This window comes from Pseudomonas sp. NBRC 111140 (genome assembly GCF_001320885.1).
Classification (GTDB): domain Bacteria; phylum Pseudomonadota; class Gammaproteobacteria; order Pseudomonadales; family Pseudomonadaceae; genus Aquipseudomonas; species Aquipseudomonas putida_P.
In genome coordinates, this window is record NZ_BCBQ01000028.1 from 1 (window position 1) to 16,431 (window position 16,431).

18 protein-coding genes are annotated in these 16,431 nt (G+C 61.8%); 12 read left to right on the forward strand and 6 right to left on the reverse strand.

Annotation, left to right across the window (positions count from 1 at the left end):
• The 3 genes from APH42_RS11505 to pdeM form a co-directional block, all read left to right on the forward strand.
• Window positions 1–770 (forward strand): succinylglutamate desuccinylase/aspartoacylase family protein (locus APH42_RS11505; protein ID WP_060493322.1); only part of this gene is annotated, 770 nt, incomplete at its 5' end.
• Window positions 771–836: 66 nt separating this feature from the next.
• A complete protein-coding gene (locus APH42_RS11510; RefSeq protein ID WP_060493323.1) occupies window positions 837–3,287 on the forward strand; it encodes a ligase-associated DNA damage response DEXH box helicase in 2,451 nt (816 codons plus the stop codon).
• On the forward strand, window positions 3,284–3,934 hold the full coding sequence (gene pdeM, locus APH42_RS11515) for a ligase-associated DNA damage response endonuclease PdeM (RefSeq protein WP_060493324.1): 651 nt from the start codon (window positions 3,284–3,286) through the stop codon (window positions 3,932–3,934). Before APH42_RS11510 ends, pdeM begins: the two co-directional genes overlap by 4 nt.
• Before the next feature lie 6 nt (window positions 3,935–3,940).
• On the opposite strand, the gene APH42_RS11520 is transcribed toward pdeM, so the two are convergent.
• Together APH42_RS11520 and dcd are read right to left on the reverse strand one after the other, a co-directional pair.
• Window positions 3,941–4,168: a hypothetical protein gene (locus APH42_RS11520; protein ID WP_003254918.1), complete on the reverse strand. Its 228-nt coding sequence runs from the start codon at window positions 4,166–4,168 to the stop codon at window positions 3,941–3,943.
• Window positions 4,169–4,262: 94 nt separating this feature from the next.
• Window positions 4,263–4,829 (reverse strand): dCTP deaminase, encoded by a 567-nt coding sequence (gene dcd, locus APH42_RS11525; RefSeq protein WP_003258001.1) that lies wholly within the window; start codon window positions 4,827–4,829, stop codon window positions 4,263–4,265.
• 327 nt (window positions 4,830–5,156) lie between these two features.
• Between dcd and APH42_RS11530 the strand changes: the two genes are divergently transcribed.
• Window positions 5,157–5,366 (forward strand): cold-shock protein, encoded by a 210-nt coding sequence (locus APH42_RS11530; protein WP_012273869.1) that lies wholly within the window; start codon window positions 5,157–5,159, stop codon window positions 5,364–5,366.
• Window positions 5,367–5,496: 130 nt separating this feature from the next.
• Here APH42_RS11530 and apbC read toward each other — a convergent pair whose 3' ends face one another.
• Window positions 5,497–6,591, reverse strand: coding sequence for an iron-sulfur cluster carrier protein ApbC (gene apbC, locus APH42_RS11535; protein WP_060493325.1), 1,095 nt, complete (start codon window positions 6,589–6,591; stop codon window positions 5,497–5,499).
• Window positions 6,592–6,749: 158 nt separating this feature from the next.
• On the opposite strand from apbC, the gene metG reads away from it, so the two are divergent.
• From metG to APH42_RS30140, 7 genes are all read left to right on the forward strand, one after another.
• Window positions 6,750–8,789: a methionine--tRNA ligase gene (gene metG / locus APH42_RS11540; protein ID WP_060493326.1), complete on the forward strand. Its 2,040-nt coding sequence runs from the start codon at window positions 6,750–6,752 to the stop codon at window positions 8,787–8,789.
• Window positions 8,790–8,877: 88 nt separating this feature from the next.
• On the forward strand, window positions 8,878–9,426 hold the full coding sequence (locus APH42_RS11545; RefSeq protein ID WP_012273872.1) for an Rnf-Nqr domain containing protein: 549 nt from the start codon (window positions 8,878–8,880) through the stop codon (window positions 9,424–9,426).
• The gene (locus APH42_RS11550) at window positions 9,423–10,397 is read left to right on the forward strand and encodes an RnfABCDGE type electron transport complex subunit D (protein ID WP_060493327.1); all 975 of its coding nucleotides are present in this window, start codon (window positions 9,423–9,425) and stop codon (window positions 10,395–10,397) included. The genes APH42_RS11545 and APH42_RS11550 overlap by 4 nt, the downstream gene beginning before the upstream one ends.
• The gene (locus APH42_RS11555) at window positions 10,394–10,996 is read left to right on the forward strand and encodes an RnfABCDGE type electron transport complex subunit G (protein WP_060493328.1); all 603 of its coding nucleotides are present in this window, start codon (window positions 10,394–10,396) and stop codon (window positions 10,994–10,996) included. Before APH42_RS11550 ends, APH42_RS11555 begins: the two co-directional genes overlap by 4 nt.
• Window positions 10,989–11,513: a hypothetical protein gene (locus tag APH42_RS11560; RefSeq protein ID WP_060493329.1), complete on the forward strand. Its 525-nt coding sequence runs from the start codon at window positions 10,989–10,991 to the stop codon at window positions 11,511–11,513. The genes APH42_RS11555 and APH42_RS11560 overlap by 8 nt, the downstream gene beginning before the upstream one ends.
• A 4-nt stretch (window positions 11,514–11,517) precedes the next feature.
• Window positions 11,518–12,156, forward strand: a complete 639-nt coding sequence (gene nth, locus APH42_RS11565; RefSeq protein WP_012273876.1) for an endonuclease III — start codon at window positions 11,518–11,520, stop codon at window positions 12,154–12,156.
• 104 nt (window positions 12,157–12,260) lie between these two features.
• Window positions 12,261–12,437 (forward strand): PA3496 family putative envelope integrity protein, encoded by a 177-nt coding sequence (locus APH42_RS30140; protein ID WP_177336849.1) that lies wholly within the window; start codon window positions 12,261–12,263, stop codon window positions 12,435–12,437.
• A 51-nt stretch (window positions 12,438–12,488) separates the two neighbouring features.
• On the opposite strand, the gene APH42_RS11570 is transcribed toward APH42_RS30140, so the two are convergent.
• Window positions 12,489–13,112 (reverse strand): response regulator transcription factor, encoded by a 624-nt coding sequence (locus tag APH42_RS11570; protein WP_012273878.1) that lies wholly within the window; start codon window positions 13,110–13,112, stop codon window positions 12,489–12,491.
• Window positions 13,113–13,478: 366 nt separating this feature from the next.
• Between APH42_RS11570 and APH42_RS11575 the strand changes: the two genes are divergently transcribed.
• Complete coding sequence (locus APH42_RS11575) at window positions 13,479–13,970, forward strand: hypothetical protein (protein WP_060493330.1); 492 nt, start codon at window positions 13,479–13,481, stop codon at window positions 13,968–13,970.
• A gap of 62 nt (window positions 13,971–14,032) precedes the next feature.
• On the opposite strand, the gene APH42_RS11580 is transcribed toward APH42_RS11575, so the two are convergent.
• Window positions 14,033–15,250, reverse strand: a complete 1,218-nt coding sequence (locus tag APH42_RS11580) for an argininosuccinate synthase (protein WP_060493331.1) — start codon at window positions 15,248–15,250, stop codon at window positions 14,033–14,035.
• Between the two features lie 156 nt (window positions 15,251–15,406).
• Entirely contained in the window at window positions 15,407–16,333 is a 927-nt protein-coding gene (locus APH42_RS11585) for an OmpA family protein (RefSeq protein ID WP_060493332.1), read from the reverse strand.
• Window positions 16,334–16,431 lie beyond the last annotated feature (98 nt).

Consider the following 16,431-nt stretch of genomic DNA (forward strand, 5'->3'; position numbering starts at 1 on the left):
AAGAGCACCTGACCCAGGACTCGGCTCACAACCTCGCACTGATCCGCGAATACCTGCGCCGCGGGCTGGACGCGCACCCAGCCCGTACACCGCTGCAAGCCCAGCGCCTGATCCTGCAGCGCCTGGCCTGCGATGCCGAGATGGTGCTGGACCTGCACTGCGACTTCGAGGCAGTCGAGCACCTGTACACCACACCAGACGCCTGGCCGCAAATCGAGCCGTTGGCCCGCTACCTGGGCGCCCAGGCCAGCCTGCTGGCCACCGATTCGGGCGGGCAGTCTTTCGACGAATGCTTCAGCCTGGTCTGGTGGCAGTTGCAGCAGCGCTTCGGCAAGCGCTTCCCGATCCCGCTGGGCTGCTGCTCTGTAACCGTCGAACTGCGTGGCCAGGCCGATGTCAGCCATGACCTGGCCAGCAAGGATTGCCAGGCGATAATCGACTTTCTGACCCACGCGGGTGTTATCGAGGGCGCCAGCCCGCCTTTGCCGGCCTTGCTCAACCCCGCCACGCCGCTGGCCGCTGTCGAGCCGGTGTCGACGCCACTGGGCGGCTTGCTGGTGTATCACGCCAAACCAGGACAGCACCTGGAAGCCGGCCAGTTGATCGCAGAAATCATCGACCCCCTAAGCGACCGGGTGACCGCCATACGCAACAGCCAGCCGGGCCTGCTGTACGCCCGTAACGTGCGGCGCATGGCAACGGCTGGCATGGTCATCGCCCATGTGGCCGGCGAGCAGGTATGCCGCAGCGGCTATCTGCTGGGCAACTGATTCGGTAAAACCATTGCCCTTGGCGGGTGGTCTGTAGAAGCACGACCTTCGACGGACCACTGCCTTATGCCCGCCGCCATCGACCTTGCCAATGCCTGGTTCGCCAAACGCGGCTGGAAGCCGTTCGCTTTCCAGCGACGCGTCTGGGCAGCCGTCGAGCGCGGCCAGTCTGGCCTATTGCATGCCAGTACCGGCGCCGGCAAGACCTACGCCGTGTGGCTCGCCGCGCTTCGCGCGTTCAAGCCCCAGCCCCAAGGCAGCCAACCGGTGCCATTGCAGGTGCTGTGGGTCACGCCCATGCGGGCCTTGGCCGCTGACACTGCGCGCGCCTTGCAGGCGCCACTGGATGAACTTGAACTGCCTTGGCGCGTGGGGGTACGCAGCGGCGACACCGGCAGCGCCGAGCGCGCCCGGCAAGCGCGGCGCCTGCCAAGCGTGCTGGTCACCACACCCGAAAGCCTGACCTTGCTGCTGATCCGGGCACAGGCGCGCGAAGACTTCGCTACGCTGCGCCTGGTGGTGGTGGATGAATGGCACGAACTGCTGGGCAACAAACGCGGTGTACAACTGCAACTGGCCCTGGCCCACCTGCGCCAGTGGCACCCCGACCTGCCCACTTGGGGCCTCTCGGCCACCCTCGGCAACCTGCAACATGCGCTGGAGGTACTGCTGCCGCAAGGCGGCCTGCTGGTACAGGGCCGCCAGGACAAGGCGCTACAGGTCGATACCTTGCTGCCAACAGCCATCGAGCGCTTCCCCTGGGCGGGGCACATGGGCCTGAAGATGCTCGACCAGGTCAGCCACGAGATAGACGCCAGTGCCAGCTGCTTGGTGTTCACCAACACCCGTGCACAGGCCGAACTTTGGTACCAGGCCCTGCTTGAAGCCCGCCCCGACTGGGCCGGGCTGATTGCCTTGCACCATGCCTCACTGGCCCGAGAAACCCGCGACTGGGTCGAGCGCAGCCTCAAGCAAGGCAGCCTGAAAGCCGTGGTCTGTACTTCCAGCCTGGACCTGGGTGTGGACTTTCTGCCAGTGGAGCGGGTGTTGCAGATTGGCTCGGCCAAGGGCATTGCCCGCCTGATGCAGCGTGCCGGGCGCTCAGGGCATGCGCCGGGACGGCGCTCGCGGGTCACCCTGGTGCCTACCCACAGCCTGGAGCTGGTGGAGGCAGCGGCGGCCCGCAAGGCACTGCTTGCCGGTCACATCGAAGCCCGCTTCTCACCACGCCTGAGCATGGACGTGCTGGTCCAGCACCTGGTCAGCATGGCCCTGGGCAGTGGCTTTCGTCCCGAGCAACTGCTGGCTGAAGTGCGCAGCACCTGGGCCTTTCGCGAGTTGCGCGACAGCCAGTGGCAATGGGCGCTGGACTTCGTCTGTCATGGCGGCAACTCGCTCAGCGCCTACCCGGACTACCAGCGCGTCGAGCGCCACGCCGACGGTGTTTACCGGGTCGCCAGCGAACGTCTGGCACGACGCCATCGCATGGGTATCGGCACCATCGTCAGCGACGCCAACCTGCAACTCAAGTACTGGGGCAAGGGTAGCGCGGGCAAGACGCTTGGTAGTGTCGAGGAAGCCTTCATTGCCCGCCTGCGCCCCGGCGACGCGCTGGTGTTTGCCGGGCGGGTGCTGGAGCTGGTGCGCGTGGAAAACATGACGGCCTATGTGCGTCGCAGCACGGCGCGCAAGGCTGCGGTGGCGCGCTGGAATGGCGGGCGCATGCCGCTCTCGAGCGAATTGGCCGACGCGCTGGTCGAACAGCTCGATGCTGCAGCCCATGAACGCTTTGATGGCCCGGAGATGCGCGCAGTGCGCCCGCTGCTGGCGCTGCAGGCACGATGGTCGGCCTTGCCCACCACCGGCAAACTGCTGGCCGAGACCTTCAAGTCACGCCAGGGCTGGCATCTGTTCCTGTACCCCTTTGCCGGGCGCATGGCCAACCTGGGCCTGGCCAACCTGATTGCCTGGCGGGTCAGCCGCGTGCAACCGCTATCGGTATCGATTGCCGTCAATGACTATGGGTTCGAACTGCTCAGTCCTGCCCTGGTGGACTGGGCGAGTTACTTGCCGCTGGCGCTGAGCACCGATCACCTGCTGGAAGATGTGCTGGCCAGCCTGAATGCCGGGGAAATGGCTCTGCGGCGCTTTCGTGAGATTGCCCAGATCGCCGGGCTGGTGTTTGGCGGCTACCCAGCGGCGCAGAAGAGCACCCGGCAGATCCAGGCTTCCAGTGGGCTGTTCTATGAAGTGTTTCGCAAACACGATACAGGGAACCTGCTGCTTGGCCAGGCGCAGGATGAGGTGTTGAGCGAGGAGCTGGAGATCGAACGACTGCGTCGGCAGTTGCTGAAAATGGGTGAGTTGCGACTGGACCTGCGCGCGTTGAGGCGGCCAGGGCCGCTGGCGTTTGCGTTGTTGGTGGAAGGCATGCGCGAGACGTTGAGCACCGAGAAGCTGGCGGATCGGATTGCGCGCATGGTGGCGGAACTGGAACAAGCGGCGGGTGGAGGATGAACTACCAACCCATCGAACACTGTGGCCAGTCGCTCTGGCTGCTCCCCGACAAGGCCATCTACTGGCCTGCCCGCCGCGCCCTGCTGGTGGCCGACGTCCACATCGGCAAGGCCGCCAGCTATCGCGCCCTGCATCAACCGGTGCCACGCGGTACCACCCAGGCGACACTTGCCCGGTTGGACGCCTTGTTGGCAGCACATGACTGCGAACAGCTGATCGTTCTTGGCGACTTCCTCCATGCACGCACAGCTCGAGCACCAGCGACGCTGGCCAGGTTACAGCTGTGGCGGGAACGGCATGCACACCTGAAAATCGTGCTGATACGCGGCAATCATGATCGCAATGCCGGCGATCCGCCGGCTTCGTTGCATATTCAAACCGAGGAGGAGCCCTGGCTACTGGAACCGTTTGCGCTACGGCACGAGCCTCAGCCCCACCCAACGCACCCGGTGTTGGCGGGCCATGTGCATCCGGCGTTCGTCTTGCGCGGCAAGGCCCGGCAACGCCTGCGCCTGCCTTGCTTCCTGATCGATGCACACGTCAGCCTGCTGCCGGCATTCGGTGAGTTCACCGGGGGCTGGGAAATCACGCCAGCCGACACCAGCCGGCTATACCTGGCTGGCGCGGGACGCATCTGGCCGTTGTGACAGCACTCAGGCCACAGGGGCTGGTGGCGGTTCGTCCGGCAAGGTCGGCTCGCCCGGCTCCATGGGGGGTGTTTCACCCGGTTCCGGCGGTTGCGGGGTATCGGGGTCAGGCTGGTGGGGCACGCCCCCCGCCTGCATGGGCAGCGGGTGCGCCAGCAGTGACCAGGGCAACAACCCCACGTGATTGGGCTGCAGGCCTGCCAGCTTGGCACTGATTGCGGGATGGAGTTTCATTGGCTGCTCCTGACGAAAGCCGATGCACATCATGCGCACCGGCATTACTGCGTTGGAGTGCCAAAGGCGCGGGTAATTCCCCGCGCTTGTCGGCTCAGGTACGCGGCAAGGTGACGCCGCGCTGGCCCTGGTATTTGCCGCCACGGTCCTTGTACGACACCTCGCATTCTTCGTCGGACTGCAGGAACAGCATCTGCGCTACGCCTTCGTTGGCGTAGATCTTCGCCGGCAACGTGGTGGTGTTGGAGAACTCCAGCGTCACGTGGCCTTCCCACTCAGGCTCGAGCGGGGTGACGTTGACGATGATGCCGCAACGGGCGTACGTGCTCTTGCCCAGGCAGATGGTCAGCACGTCACGCGGAATGCGGAAATACTCGACAGTGCGCGCCAGGGCGAACGAGTTCGGCGGAATGATGCACACGTCGCTCTTGATGTCGACGAAGCTGCCGGCGTCGAAGTTTTTCGGGTCGACGGTGGCCGAGTTGATGTTGGTGAACACCTTGAATTCGTCGGCGCAGCGTACGTCGTAACCGTAGCTGGAGACCCCGAACGAAATCACTCGACTGTCCTGTTCGCCGCGCACCTGGCGCTCGACGAACGGTTCGATCATGCCGTGTTCCTGCGCCATGCGGCGAATCCACTTGTCCGATTTGATGCTCATGGCGGGGTGTCCTGAAGAGTTGCGTGTTGAAAATCGTGATGCGCATCTTACCGGTCCCGGCGCCCAGGTTAAAGTTCCATGCCTCATCCCGCGCCGGGCGGGGGCTACAGCCGCCGTCGATCCGAATTTGCGTAAAGCGCCCTCTGACCATTGGCAGGTTGCGGAAAGTGGGGTAAGGTGGCGCCACTGTGCTGCACGTGACACCGAGAATCTCTAGTTTGATGCACGATCCTGATCGGCCCATCGCTGAATTTTCTGCTCTCTTTGCGCTCAGTCCCGGGCAGGGTTTTTCCTGACCGTTATCAAATTGTCCAAGGAGACAGAAAAATGTCCAACCGTCAAAACGGTACCGTTAAGTGGTTCAACGATGAGAAAGGCTACGGCTTCATCACCCCTCAGTCGGGCGACGACCTGTTCGTGCACTTCAAAGCCATCCAAGCTGACGGCTTCAAAACCCTGAAAGAAGGCCAGGCTGTTACTTTCGTCGCTACCCGCGGCCAGAAAGGCATGCAGGCTGAAGAAGTTCAGATCGCCTAAGTCGATCTCGCTTCCTAGCTTTCAAAAAAACCCGCCTCTGGCGGGTTTTTTTATGCCTGACATAAAGGCTATGCCTGCACGTGCGGGAGCGGCCTTGTGTCGCTAAACGGCCGCTCCAACAGGAAGTGCGTCAGTCTTCGCTGATGGTAATGCTCGGCATCGCCGGTGCCGCTGCTTCCTGCAGCACGATCCGCGCGCCCACCTGGCGAGCCAGCTCCTGATAGACCATGGCAATCTGGCTTTCCGGCTCGGCGATCGCCGTCGGTTTGCCGCTGTCGGCCTGCTCGCGGATCAGCATCGACAACGGCAGCGATGCCAACAGGTCGACGCCATACTGGCTGGCCAACTTCTCGCCACCGCCTTCACCGAACAGGTGCTCGGCATGGCCGCAGTTCGAACAGATATGCACAGCCATGTTCTCGACCACACCCAGCACCGGGATATTGACCTTGCGGAACATCTCCACGCCCTTCTTGGCATCCAGCAACGCCAGGTCCTGCGGAGTGGTAACGATCACGGAACCGGCCACCGGTACCTTTTGCGCCAGGGTCAGCTGGATATCACCGGTGCCCGGCGGCATGTCGATCACCAGGTAATCCAGGTCATCCCAGGCGGTTTGGGTCACCAGTTGCAGCAGCGCGCCGGAGACCATCGGGCCACGCCATACCATCGGTGTATTGTCGTCGGTGAGGAAGGCCATGGACATGACTTCCACGCCATGGGCCTTGATCGGCACGAACCACTTCTGCTCGCGAATCTGCGGGCGGGTGCCCTCGGCGATACCGAACATCACACCCTGGCTGGGGCCGTAGATATCGGCATCGAGAATACCTACCCGCGCACCTTCGCGGGCCAGGGCCAAGGCCAGGTTGGCCGCCGTGGTCGACTTGCCCACACCGCCCTTGCCCGACGCCACAGCGATGATGTTCTTGACGTTGGCCATGGCCGGCACCTGGGCCTGGGCCTTGTGCGCAGCCACCACGCAGTCGATCGACACCTGGGCGCCGCTGACGCCCTCAAGGTTGCCGATGGCGGTTTGCAGCACCTGGGCCCAACCGTTCTTGAACAGCCCGGCGGCATAGCCCAATTGCAACTGCACGCTGACCTGCCCGCCCTGGATATCGATGGCACGCACGTAGCCGGCGCTGACCGGGTCCTGGTTCAGGTAGGGGTCGGTGTACTGGCGAAGCACGCCTTCGACGGCGGCACGGGTGACGGCACTCATGGAGACTCCCATTGGCAAACTGAATGTAAAACAGGCGCCTATCCTAACCCGTCAATCGTCAGCAGATGCGCTTGCGGGGTGAAATATCTTCGCCAGCCCTTTATAGTGGCCGATCACCCTCATTTTTACCCCGTAGCCAGATAAGTAGCCGAGCCACCATGTCCGAGCCACGTCAGATTCTCGTCACCAGCGCCCTGCCCTATGCCAATGGATCGATCCATCTAGGCCATATGCTCGAGTACATCCAGACAGACATGTGGGTCCGCTTCCAGAAAATGCGCGGCAACCAGTGTATCTACGTCTGCGCCGATGACGCCCACGGCTCCGCCATCATGCTGCGTGCCGAGAAAGAAGGCATCACACCGGAGCAGCTGATCGCCAATGTCCAGGCCGAGCACAGCAGCGACTTCGCCGACTTCCTGGTGGACTTCGACAACTTCCACTCGACCCACAGCGAAGAAAACCGCGAGCTGTCGAGCCTGATCTACACGCGCCTGCGTGAAGCCGGGCACATCGCCACCCGTTCGGTGACCCAGTACTTCGACCCGGAAAAGGGTATGTTCCTCGCCGACCGCTTCATCAAGGGCACCTGCCCCAAGTGCGCGGCCGAAGACCAGTATGGCGACAACTGCGAAAAATGCGGCGCCACCTACGCACCCACCGAACTGAAAAACCCCAAGTCGGCGATCTCCGGTGCCACACCGGTACTGCGTGACTCCCAGCACTTCTTCTTCAAGCTGCCCGACTTCCAGGCCATGCTGCAGCAGTGGACCCGCAGCGGCACCCTGCAGGACGCGGTAGCCAACAAGCTGGCCGAATGGCTGGACTCCGGCCTGCAGGAGTGGGATATCTCCCGCGATGCGCCGTACTTCGGCTTCGAAATACCGGGCGAGCCGGGCAAGTACTTCTACGTTTGGCTGGATGCGCCAATCGGCTACATGGCCAGCTTCAAGAACCTCTGTGCACGCCGCCCGGAGCTGGACTTCGACGCCTTCTGGAGCGAAGGCTCCAAGGCCGAGCTGTACCACTTCATCGGCAAGGACATCGTCAACTTCCACGCCCTGTTCTGGCCTGCCATGCTCGAAGGCGCGGGCTTTCGCAAGCCGACCGCGGTCAACGTGCACGGCTACCTGACCGTCAACGGCGCCAAGATGTCCAAGTCGCGCGGCACCTTCATCAAGGCCCGTACCTACCTTGACCACCTGCAGCCGGAATACCTGCGTTACTACTACGCAGCCAAGCTGGGCCGTGGCGTCGACGACCTGGACTTGAACCTGGAAGACTTCGTGCAGAAGGTCAACTCCGACCTGGTCGGCAAGGTGGTCAACATTGCCAGCCGCTGCGCAGGTTTCATCCACAAGGGCAACGAAGGTGTGATGGTAAGCGGTGATGCCGCGCCTGAGCTGACCGAAGCCTTCCTGACGGCCGCACCCTCCATCGCCGAAGCCTATGAAGTCCGTGATTTTGGCCGCGCCATGCGCGAAATCATGGCGCTGGCCGACCGCGCCAACGCCTGGATCGCCGACAAGGCCCCGTGGTCGCTGGCCAAACAGGAAGGCAAGCAGGATGAAGTACAGGCCATCTGCGCCCAAGGCATCAACCTGTTCCGTCAGTTGGTGATCTTCCTCAAGCCGGTGCTGCCAGTGCTGGCCGCTGACGCCGAGGCTTTCCTCAACGTTGCCCCGCTGACCTGGAGCGATCACCTGTCGCGCCTGGAAAACCACTCCCTGAACCCGTTCAAGGCCCTGATGAGCCGTATCGAGCCGGCCAAGGTCGAAGCCATGGTCGCAGCCAGCAAGGAAGACCTGCTGGCTACGCAAGCCAAGGCACCAGCGGGCAATGGCGAGCTGACCAAGGACCCGCTGTCGGCGGAGATCGAGTTCGATACCTTCGCGGCAGTCGACCTGCGCGTGGCGCTGATCGTCAAGGCCGAAGCCGTGGCAGGTGCCGACAAGTTGCTGCAACTGACCCTGGACATCGGTGACGAACGCCGCAACGTGTTCTCCGGCATCAAGTCGGCCTACCCCGACCCGTCCAAGCTGGAAGGCCGCCTGACCATGATGGTAGCCAACCTCAAGCCACGGAAGATGCGCTTTGGCGTGTCCGAGGGCATGGTCATGGCTGCCGGCCCTGGCGGTGAAGAAATCTACCTGCTGAGCCCAGACAGCGGCGCCAAGCCAGGCCAGCGCATCAAGTAACCCCTCTGCCCCGGCCCTCGTGCCGGGGCAGTTCTTTCTGTACCTCGATTGCCGGCCGTCCCTCCCGATTCCCGGCTATCTTCATCTCATGAATGACTACATCCTGGTCCTGATAAGCGCCGCGCTGGTCAATCACCTGTGCCTCCTGCAACAGCCTTTCTCCAGGCCGCATCTGCATGTACACGGGCTGGCTGGTGCGCTGTGCATCGCCTTGGGCGTGATCGGCGCACAGCTGCTGCTGCGCGGGGTACTTGCCCCGCTGCACATCCATGATCTTGCTCTGTTCCTGTTGTTGCCCTGGCTGGCACTGCTTGCCTGGGGCCTGCCCTGGCTAATGGCCAAGTGGCGCCCGGCCTGGCCCGTAGTGGGGTTACCAGCGCTGCTGTCGAGCAATGCCCTGGCGCTGGGGCTGGGCCTGCAGCAGGCAAGCGACGACAGCCCCTGGTCAGCCACGCTGCTGCAAGCCTTGCTGGCAGGAGGAGGCTTTTGGCTGGCGCTGATGGTGTTCAGTGATCTGCGCCAACGCAGTGCCCATGCCGACATCCCTGGTGTACTGCGCGGCCTGCCCATCGAATTGATCGGCGCCGGGGTAATGGCCATGGCATTTTCCGGTTTCAACGGAATGTTCGGCCAATGATCAACAGTCCCGACCCGCGGCTACGTACCAGCATGGGCCTGGTCTTGCTGGCCTGCTTGCCCGGCCTTCTGACGCTGTTATGGCTGCATGGCTGGGGCATGCTGGTGAACCTGTTGCTGTGTGCCAGTGCGGCACTCCTGTGCGAAGCGGCGCTGCTGGCGTTGCGCGGCCAATCACCCAGCACGGCGCTAAACGATGGCAGTGCACTGGTGACCGCCGTGCTGCTGGCGGCCGCCCTGCCCACGCTCGCCCCATGGTGGCTGCCGGTGATCGCGGCAAGTGCTGCCATCGGCATCGGCAAGCAGGCCTTTGGTGGGGTTGGGCGAAATCTGTTCAACCCGGCCATGGTCGGATATGCCTTTGTGCTCCTGAGTTTTCCGTTGCAGATGAACCATTGGCCAGGGCCGGCCCCGGGCTTGCTCGACAGCCTGCAGCAAGTGTTCGCCGGGGGCGATCAGGTCGATGCCTGGGCCCGGCCAACCCTGCTCGACGGCTTGCGCCACAACCGCAGCCTGACCATCGACGAGCTGTTTGCCAGCCATCCGGGCTTCGGCAGCATTGGCGGTGCAGGAAGCGAATGGGTCAACCTGGCATTCCTGCTCGGTGGCCTGTTCTTGTTGCAGCGCAAGGTAATCAGCTGGCATGCGCCGGCGGGCTTGCTGGCAGGGCTGTTCGTATTCAGTTTATTGGGCTGGAACGGTTCGGGATCGGACTCCAATGGTTCGCCCTTGCTGCACCTGTTCTCCGGTTCGACCATGCTGGCAGCCTTCTTCATTGCCACCGAGCCAGTTTCCGGCCCCAGGAACGAATGGGCCAGGCTGTGCTTCGGCCTGGGAACAGGGCTGCTCATCTACCTGATTCGTACCTGGGGCAGCTACCCGGATGGCACTGCGTTCGCCATCTTGCTGATGAACCTTGTGGCGCCGACGCTCGAGCGCCTGGCCACGCAGCGCCAGCAGGCTACCCGATGAAGCGCCTGGCACATGATGTGGGCCTGCTGTTGCTGACTGGCGTATTGGCAGTGTCTGCCACTTTCGCGTGGCGGCATTGGACCGGCCCAGCCATCACCAGCGCCGAGAAGCAACTGCAAAGCCGCCAACGCCTGGCAGTGCTGCCCGAGGGCAGTTTTGACAACCAGCCACTGGACAACCCGCTACCGAGGCCCGCCGCACAGCGGCCCAACAGCCACATCCTGGCGGCTTACCGTGCCACGCTGGCGGGCAAGCCAAGCGCTATTATCCTGGTCACGCAAACCCAAGGCTATGCCGGGCCGATTGTGCTGAGTGTTGCCATCGCCACAGACGGCCGGCTGATCGGCAGCCAGGTGGTCGAACAACAGGAAAGCCCTGGGCTGGGGGCACGCGTAGGCGACCCGCAACTGCACTGGCTGGGGCAGTTCGAAAACCGCCAATTGAACGACCACTGGGCGCTGAAGCGGGACCACGGCGACTTTGACCAATTGGCCGGCGCGACCGTGACCTCGCGGGCAGTGATCGCCGCATTGCAGGAGGCGCTGAGCTATTTTGACGAGCAGCGCAGCGTACTGCTGGAGAACGCCACGCATGAATAGATTCTGCCTGCTGGCCGTAAGCCTGGTGCCCATGCTGGGCGCCACCCGCACCCTGACCGAGGGCGCCACCATCGGATTGTGTGCGGTAGTGATGGGGGGCATGCACCAACTGTTGCTGGCACCGTTGCGTCCGCGTCTGGCCAGCTGGGCCTACGCGCTGGCCAGCCTTCTGTTGCTGGCCGCCTTGGCCTGCTGCCTGCAAATGGCACTGCTTGCCTGGTCGCTGCCTTTGGCACTGGCGCTCGGCTTCTATCCCGCCTTGTTGTGCCTGCAGTGTTTGGCCTGCGACCTCCTGCTGCCGGACCAACAGCGCTGGCGCGTACTCGCCGTGCACCTCGGCGCGGTGTTTGCCAGCTGCCTGCTGCTTGGCGCCAGCCGCCAATGGCTGGCCCATTTTGCCGACCTGCACCTGGCCAGCCTGGCCCCCGGCGCCCTGCTACTGCTCGGACTGCTGCTGGCCTTGTACAATCGCTTGCGTCCGGGCTCAGCCCACCCACGTCGTCAAGGAAAGCTCTGATTTCATGAATGCCGCCAAACGCCTGGAGATTTTTCGCAGGCTGCACGAAGACAACCCCGACCCGAAGACCGAACTGGCCTACACCACCCCGTTCGAACTGCTGGTCGCCGTGACGCTGTCCGCGCAATCCACCGACGTCGGCGTCAACAAGGCCACAGCGCGCCTGTTCCCCGTCGCCAACACCCCCGAGGCCATCTATGCCCTGGGCGTTGAAGGGCTTAGCGAGTACATCAAGACCATCGGGCTTTACAACAGCAAGGCCAAGAATGTCATAGAAGCCTGCCGGCTTCTGATCGAGCGCCACGGCAGCGAGGTACCGCAAACCCGTGAAGCGCTGGAGGCGCTGCCTGGCGTGGGCCGCAAGACCGCCAACGTGGTCCTCAACACCGCATTCCGTCAACCGACCATGGCAGTGGATACCCATATCTATCGGGTGAGTAACCGCACGGGAATTGCGCCAGGCAAAACGGTGCTGGAAGTGGAAAAGAAACTGGTCAAGTTCGTACCAAAAGATTACCTGTTAGACGCCCACCACTGGCTGATTCTGCACGGACGTTATGTGTGCCAGGCGCGCAAGCCAAGGTGCGGCAGTTGCAGGATCGAAGATTTGTGCGAGTACAAGCACAAAACCTCCGACGATTGAGCCGATAGCTAGAAACCACGCTTGACGATTGAAAAAATCTTTTTTACCAGCGTCTGCTTTCTGGTTATAAGGACGGCCAATGGCCCCTTGGCTTGGAGCGACTCATGAGTACCGACAAAGACGACCTGTCGATCGAAGATGATTTTGTTGCCGCAGACGATGACGCGGAGCCCCTGGTAGAAACCGCAAAGACCAACCTGAGCAAACGCCGCACCATCGACAACATGCTGGAAGAACGGCGCCTGCAAAAGCAGCTGGCCGATTTCGACTACGACCTGTAGGACATGCAGCCCTGGCAAAGCCTCCTGGCGGGAGGCTTCCAGGCCTGGCGATCAGCTAAGACCTTGCCGTTGCGCCAGCTCGATCAGGTCTACCAGCGAGCGCGCATTGAGCTTGAGCAATAGCCGCGACTTGTAGGTACTGACCGTCTTGTTGCTGAGGTACATGCTGTCGGCAATTTCCTTGTTCGAACGCCCCCGCGCCAGTTGCTGCAGCACCGTCATTTCACGCGCCGAAAGGCGATTGACCATATCCGCCTCGCTAGCTGCGCCCCTGCCACGTGACGCATGCAACGCCTGGTTGGGGAAATAGCTGTAACCCGACAACACGGCCTTGATGGCGCTAAGCAGCTCGGTAAGCTCCTGCTGCTTGCACACGTAACCTGCCGCCCCCGCCTGCATGCAACGCATCGAAAAATTGCCGGGGGCCTGCGACGTCAGCACGAGTACCTTACTGCCCGGGCTGAAGGTGGCCATGCGGGCGATCACCTCCAGGCCATCCAGTTTCGGTATACCGATATCCAGCACCACGATATCCGGCAGGTGTTGCCGAGTCAGCTGCAGCGCAGCCACCCCATTGTCGGTCTCCGCCACAACGTCATACCCATGCCGCTCCATCAGCATGCGTACGGCCAGGCGTATGACCGGGTGATCATCCACGATAAGCACTTTATTCATGCGATATCCATTCATTGTTATTGCTTTGGCACGCCAAGATAACCAACAGGGCGCTTGCTGGCGCGGTGATTTCCCGGCGAAACTCATGGACAGACAAAACTTACAACGCTTACAGAAATTTCCTACACATCACGACTATGACTGTAACAAGCAAATACCTTGTCACCTGGATTGAAGGTATCACCCACCTGCAAAAACGCACCAGTTGAAAACTGAGCTTAAGCCGAAGAAACGCCAGCGCAAACATGTTGAAAAAGCAAAGCAACGATGCGTAATGGCGATTATTCCGCCCTCGGAAAACACTCCTGTCTTTAGTTGAGTACTCGCGTGAGGTAAAGATGGGCGAAACCGCAGGAGACGGCCCACATGCCCCAAGCTCAACCTGTCGCCCCGCTGACGATCATTGCCATCTTCGCGGGGATTATCGAAGCCTCCGCACTTGCCACATTGCCGTTTCTTAGCGAATCCAGCCAGAAGCTCTACACCTGGTTCCTGGTAGGCTTTCCATTCTTTCTGACGGCACTGTTTTTTCTGACGCTCAACTTCAATTACAAGTCGTTCTACAGCCCTTCACCCAACAGATCCACACACGACAATACGCCAGCGCCGAACAGTGTGGCCACACCCGCCATGGCCGATGATAAACATGAAGTGGTTCAGGGCGAACCGGTCACATTCATGTTCTCCGGCCCGGACGCCTATCGTTTGATGGAGCAACAACTCTTGCATGCACTTGCCCAACCGCCCGTGCCAACGCGAACCTGGCGCTTTTACAACCTGGAAAAACGCCAGTGTGCGCAACTGTCGATCAGTGCACTTGAGGACGATGTTGCGAACCACTCCAGCTCAATGCCTTGAATATTCTTCGCGCATAAAAAAACCCCAGCCTGAGCCGGGGTTTTTATTGCACAAGCCAGCAATCAGAGCAGCGAACGGCCCTTGTTGGCAGCAATGCGCATACGCAGCGCGTTGAGCTTGATGAAGCCGGCAGCGTCCGCCTGGTTGTAGGCGCCGCCATCTTCTTCGAAGGTGGCGATGTTGGCATCGAACAGCGAATCGTCCGACTTGCGGCCAACCACGGTGACATTGCCCTTGTACAGTTTCAGGCGCACAACGCCATTCACGTTGACCTGCGAAGCGTCGATCATCTGCTGCAGCATCAGACGCTCCGGGCTCCACCAGTAGCCGGTGTAGATCAGGCTGGCGTATTTCGGCATCAGCTCATCTTTCAGGTGAGCAACTTCGCGGTCCAGCGTGATCGACTCGATGGCACGGTGGGCCTTGAGCATGATGGTGCCGCCAGGGGTTTCGTAGCAGCCACGCGACTTCATGCCGACGTAACGGTTTTCGACGATGTCCAGGCGGCCGATGCCGTTGGCACCACCAATACGGTTCAGGTCGGCCAGCACGGTGGCCGGGGATTTCTCGACGCCGTCGATGGCAACGATGTCACCGTTGCGGTAGGTCAGCTCGATGTAGGTAGCCTGGTCTGGGGCGTTTTCGGGCGAGACGCTCCAGCGCCACATCTCTTCTTCGTGCTCGGTCCAGGTATCTTCCAGGACACCGCCTTCGTAGGAGATGTGCAACAGGTTGGCGTCCATCGAGTACGGCGACTTCTTCTTGCCGTGACGCTCGATCGGGATGCCGTGCTTTTCGGCGTAGTCCATCAGTTTCTCGCGGGACAGCAGGTCCCACTCGCGCCATGGAGCGATGACCTTGACGCCTGGCTTCAGCGCATAGGCACCCAGCTCGAAACGTACCTGGTCGTTGCCTTTGCCGGTGGCGCCATGGGAAATGGCGTCAGCACCGGTTGCATTGGCGATTTCGATCAGGCGCTTGGCGATCAGCGGACGGGCGATGGAAGTACCCAGCAGGTACTCGCCTTCGTAGACGGTGTTGGCGCGGAACATCGGGAATACGAAATCACGCACGAACTCTTCGCGCAGATCGTCGATGTAGATCTCTTTAACGCCCATTGCCTGGGCCTTGGCACGGGCCGGCTCGACCTCTTCGCCCTGACCCAGGTCAGCGGTGAAGGTCACCACTTCGCAGTTATAGGTATCCTGCAGCCACTTGAGAATCACCGAAGTATCAAGGCCGCCGGAATACGCCAGTACGACCTTTTTTACGTCCGCCATGCCATCACTCCACGGGGTTGTACGGAAAGGCATCGATTCTAACGGCCTTGCGCACAAATTTACAGTGGGGCGACAGCTTCTGACGACAAAGCGACAGGAACTTTCGCAAGGGCGACGGCGCCTGTAGCAGCGATCAATTCCCGACAGGCGCGCAGATTACTTGGCAGCTGGCGCTAATGCAGTTGGTTCAGGGGCTTTTTCGGCAGGTTTCTCCACCGGTTTCACAACTACCGTAACCCGATCCAGCTCGATATTCACCCGTCGATTACGCGCCCGGTTGGCAGCACTGTTGTTCTTCACCAATGGGTATTGCTCACCATGGAAGCGCACGATGATCTGTTCTTCCGCCACGCCATGGGCTTTGAAGTAATCGGCCACCGCGAGCGCGCGCCGGCGTGACAGGTCACGGTTTGTCAGCCGGTTGCCACTGTTGTCAGAGTGGCCGTCAAGCTCGATGTGGTTCACCGTCGGGTCGGCTTTCATGTAATCCAGGATCACATCCAGCCGTGCACGCGCCGACGCATCCAGCTCGGTGCCGCCCCCCGGGAAGCCTACTTGGGTCTGGCGAACCTGGTCGAAGTTCATCGGCAGCAACTTGCCGGCACAGGCTTGGTAGTCGCTGTAGGCCTTGGCGAAGCTGACCGGCAGCACGCGCACCTCCATTGGCCTGCCGGCCTCACCGGCGTAATTGCGCACCACTGTGCTGCGCCCGTCGAGAAGACCGTTTATCAGGCGGCTGGCCTGGCCCTGGGACGAACTGAACAGCACACCGGTACGGGCCATGCGCACGCTGCCCAGGTTGATATCACCACGTCCAGGCTGCCATGGCGCCGCCGCCGCCAGCAGGCTGGCGGTACCTGCCCCCAGTACGTTGCTGTCCGAACGCAGCTGGAACACTGGCTGCTCACCTGCCCGGCGCACGAACTCTCCGCTGCCGAAACCTTCGATCGGCTGGATCAGGCGGCATTCGAACTGATCACCCTCGACCTTCCAGGCGATGTTCTCCATGCGCGTCTGGAAAGTCAGTGCGCCGGCCGGCAGGCTGGCGAACAGGGTCAACAGGGCTAGGTAACGCTGGCGCACGGGCGGCTCCACAAATTCTGACGGCTTACCTGCAGGCTATCGGACGCCGCCCGGAAAACTTGATAGCCGTGCTCGCCCCAGGGTTTTCCGGTACGATT

Excerpts from the sequence above, each read along its gene's own strand:
- APH42_RS11510 (WP_060493323.1), top strand. The coding sequence starts at position 837 with ATGCCCGCCGCCATCGACCTTGCCAATGCCTGGTTCGCCAAACGCGGC.
- pdeM (WP_060493324.1), top strand. The coding sequence starts at position 3,284 with ATGAACTACCAACCCATCGAACACTGTGGCCAGTCGCTCTGGCTGCTC.
- APH42_RS11520 (WP_003254918.1), bottom strand. The coding sequence starts at position 4,168 with ATGAAACTCCATCCCGCAATCAGTGCCAAGCTGGCAGGCCTGCAGCCC.
- dcd (WP_003258001.1), bottom strand. The coding sequence starts at position 4,829 with ATGAGCATCAAATCGGACAAGTGGATTCGCCGCATGGCGCAGGAACAC.
- APH42_RS11530 (WP_012273869.1), top strand. The coding sequence starts at position 5,157 with ATGTCCAACCGTCAAAACGGTACCGTTAAGTGGTTCAACGATGAGAAA.
- apbC (WP_060493325.1), bottom strand. The coding sequence starts at position 6,591 with ATGAGTGCCGTCACCCGTGCCGCCGTCGAAGGCGTGCTTCGCCAGTAC.
- metG (WP_060493326.1), top strand. The coding sequence starts at position 6,750 with ATGTCCGAGCCACGTCAGATTCTCGTCACCAGCGCCCTGCCCTATGCC.
- APH42_RS11545 (WP_012273872.1), top strand. The coding sequence starts at position 8,878 with ATGAATGACTACATCCTGGTCCTGATAAGCGCCGCGCTGGTCAATCAC.
- APH42_RS11550 (WP_060493327.1), top strand. The coding sequence starts at position 9,423 with ATGATCAACAGTCCCGACCCGCGGCTACGTACCAGCATGGGCCTGGTC.
- APH42_RS11555 (WP_060493328.1), top strand. The coding sequence starts at position 10,394 with ATGAAGCGCCTGGCACATGATGTGGGCCTGCTGTTGCTGACTGGCGTA.
- APH42_RS11560 (WP_060493329.1), top strand. The coding sequence starts at position 10,989 with ATGAATAGATTCTGCCTGCTGGCCGTAAGCCTGGTGCCCATGCTGGGC.
- nth (WP_012273876.1), top strand. The coding sequence starts at position 11,518 with ATGAATGCCGCCAAACGCCTGGAGATTTTTCGCAGGCTGCACGAAGAC.
- APH42_RS30140 (WP_177336849.1), top strand. The coding sequence starts at position 12,261 with ATGAGTACCGACAAAGACGACCTGTCGATCGAAGATGATTTTGTTGCC.
- APH42_RS11570 (WP_012273878.1), bottom strand. The coding sequence starts at position 13,112 with ATGAATAAAGTGCTTATCGTGGATGATCACCCGGTCATACGCCTGGCC.
- APH42_RS11575 (WP_060493330.1), top strand. The coding sequence starts at position 13,479 with ATGCCCCAAGCTCAACCTGTCGCCCCGCTGACGATCATTGCCATCTTC.
- APH42_RS11580 (WP_060493331.1), bottom strand. The coding sequence starts at position 15,250 with ATGGCGGACGTAAAAAAGGTCGTACTGGCGTATTCCGGCGGCCTTGAT.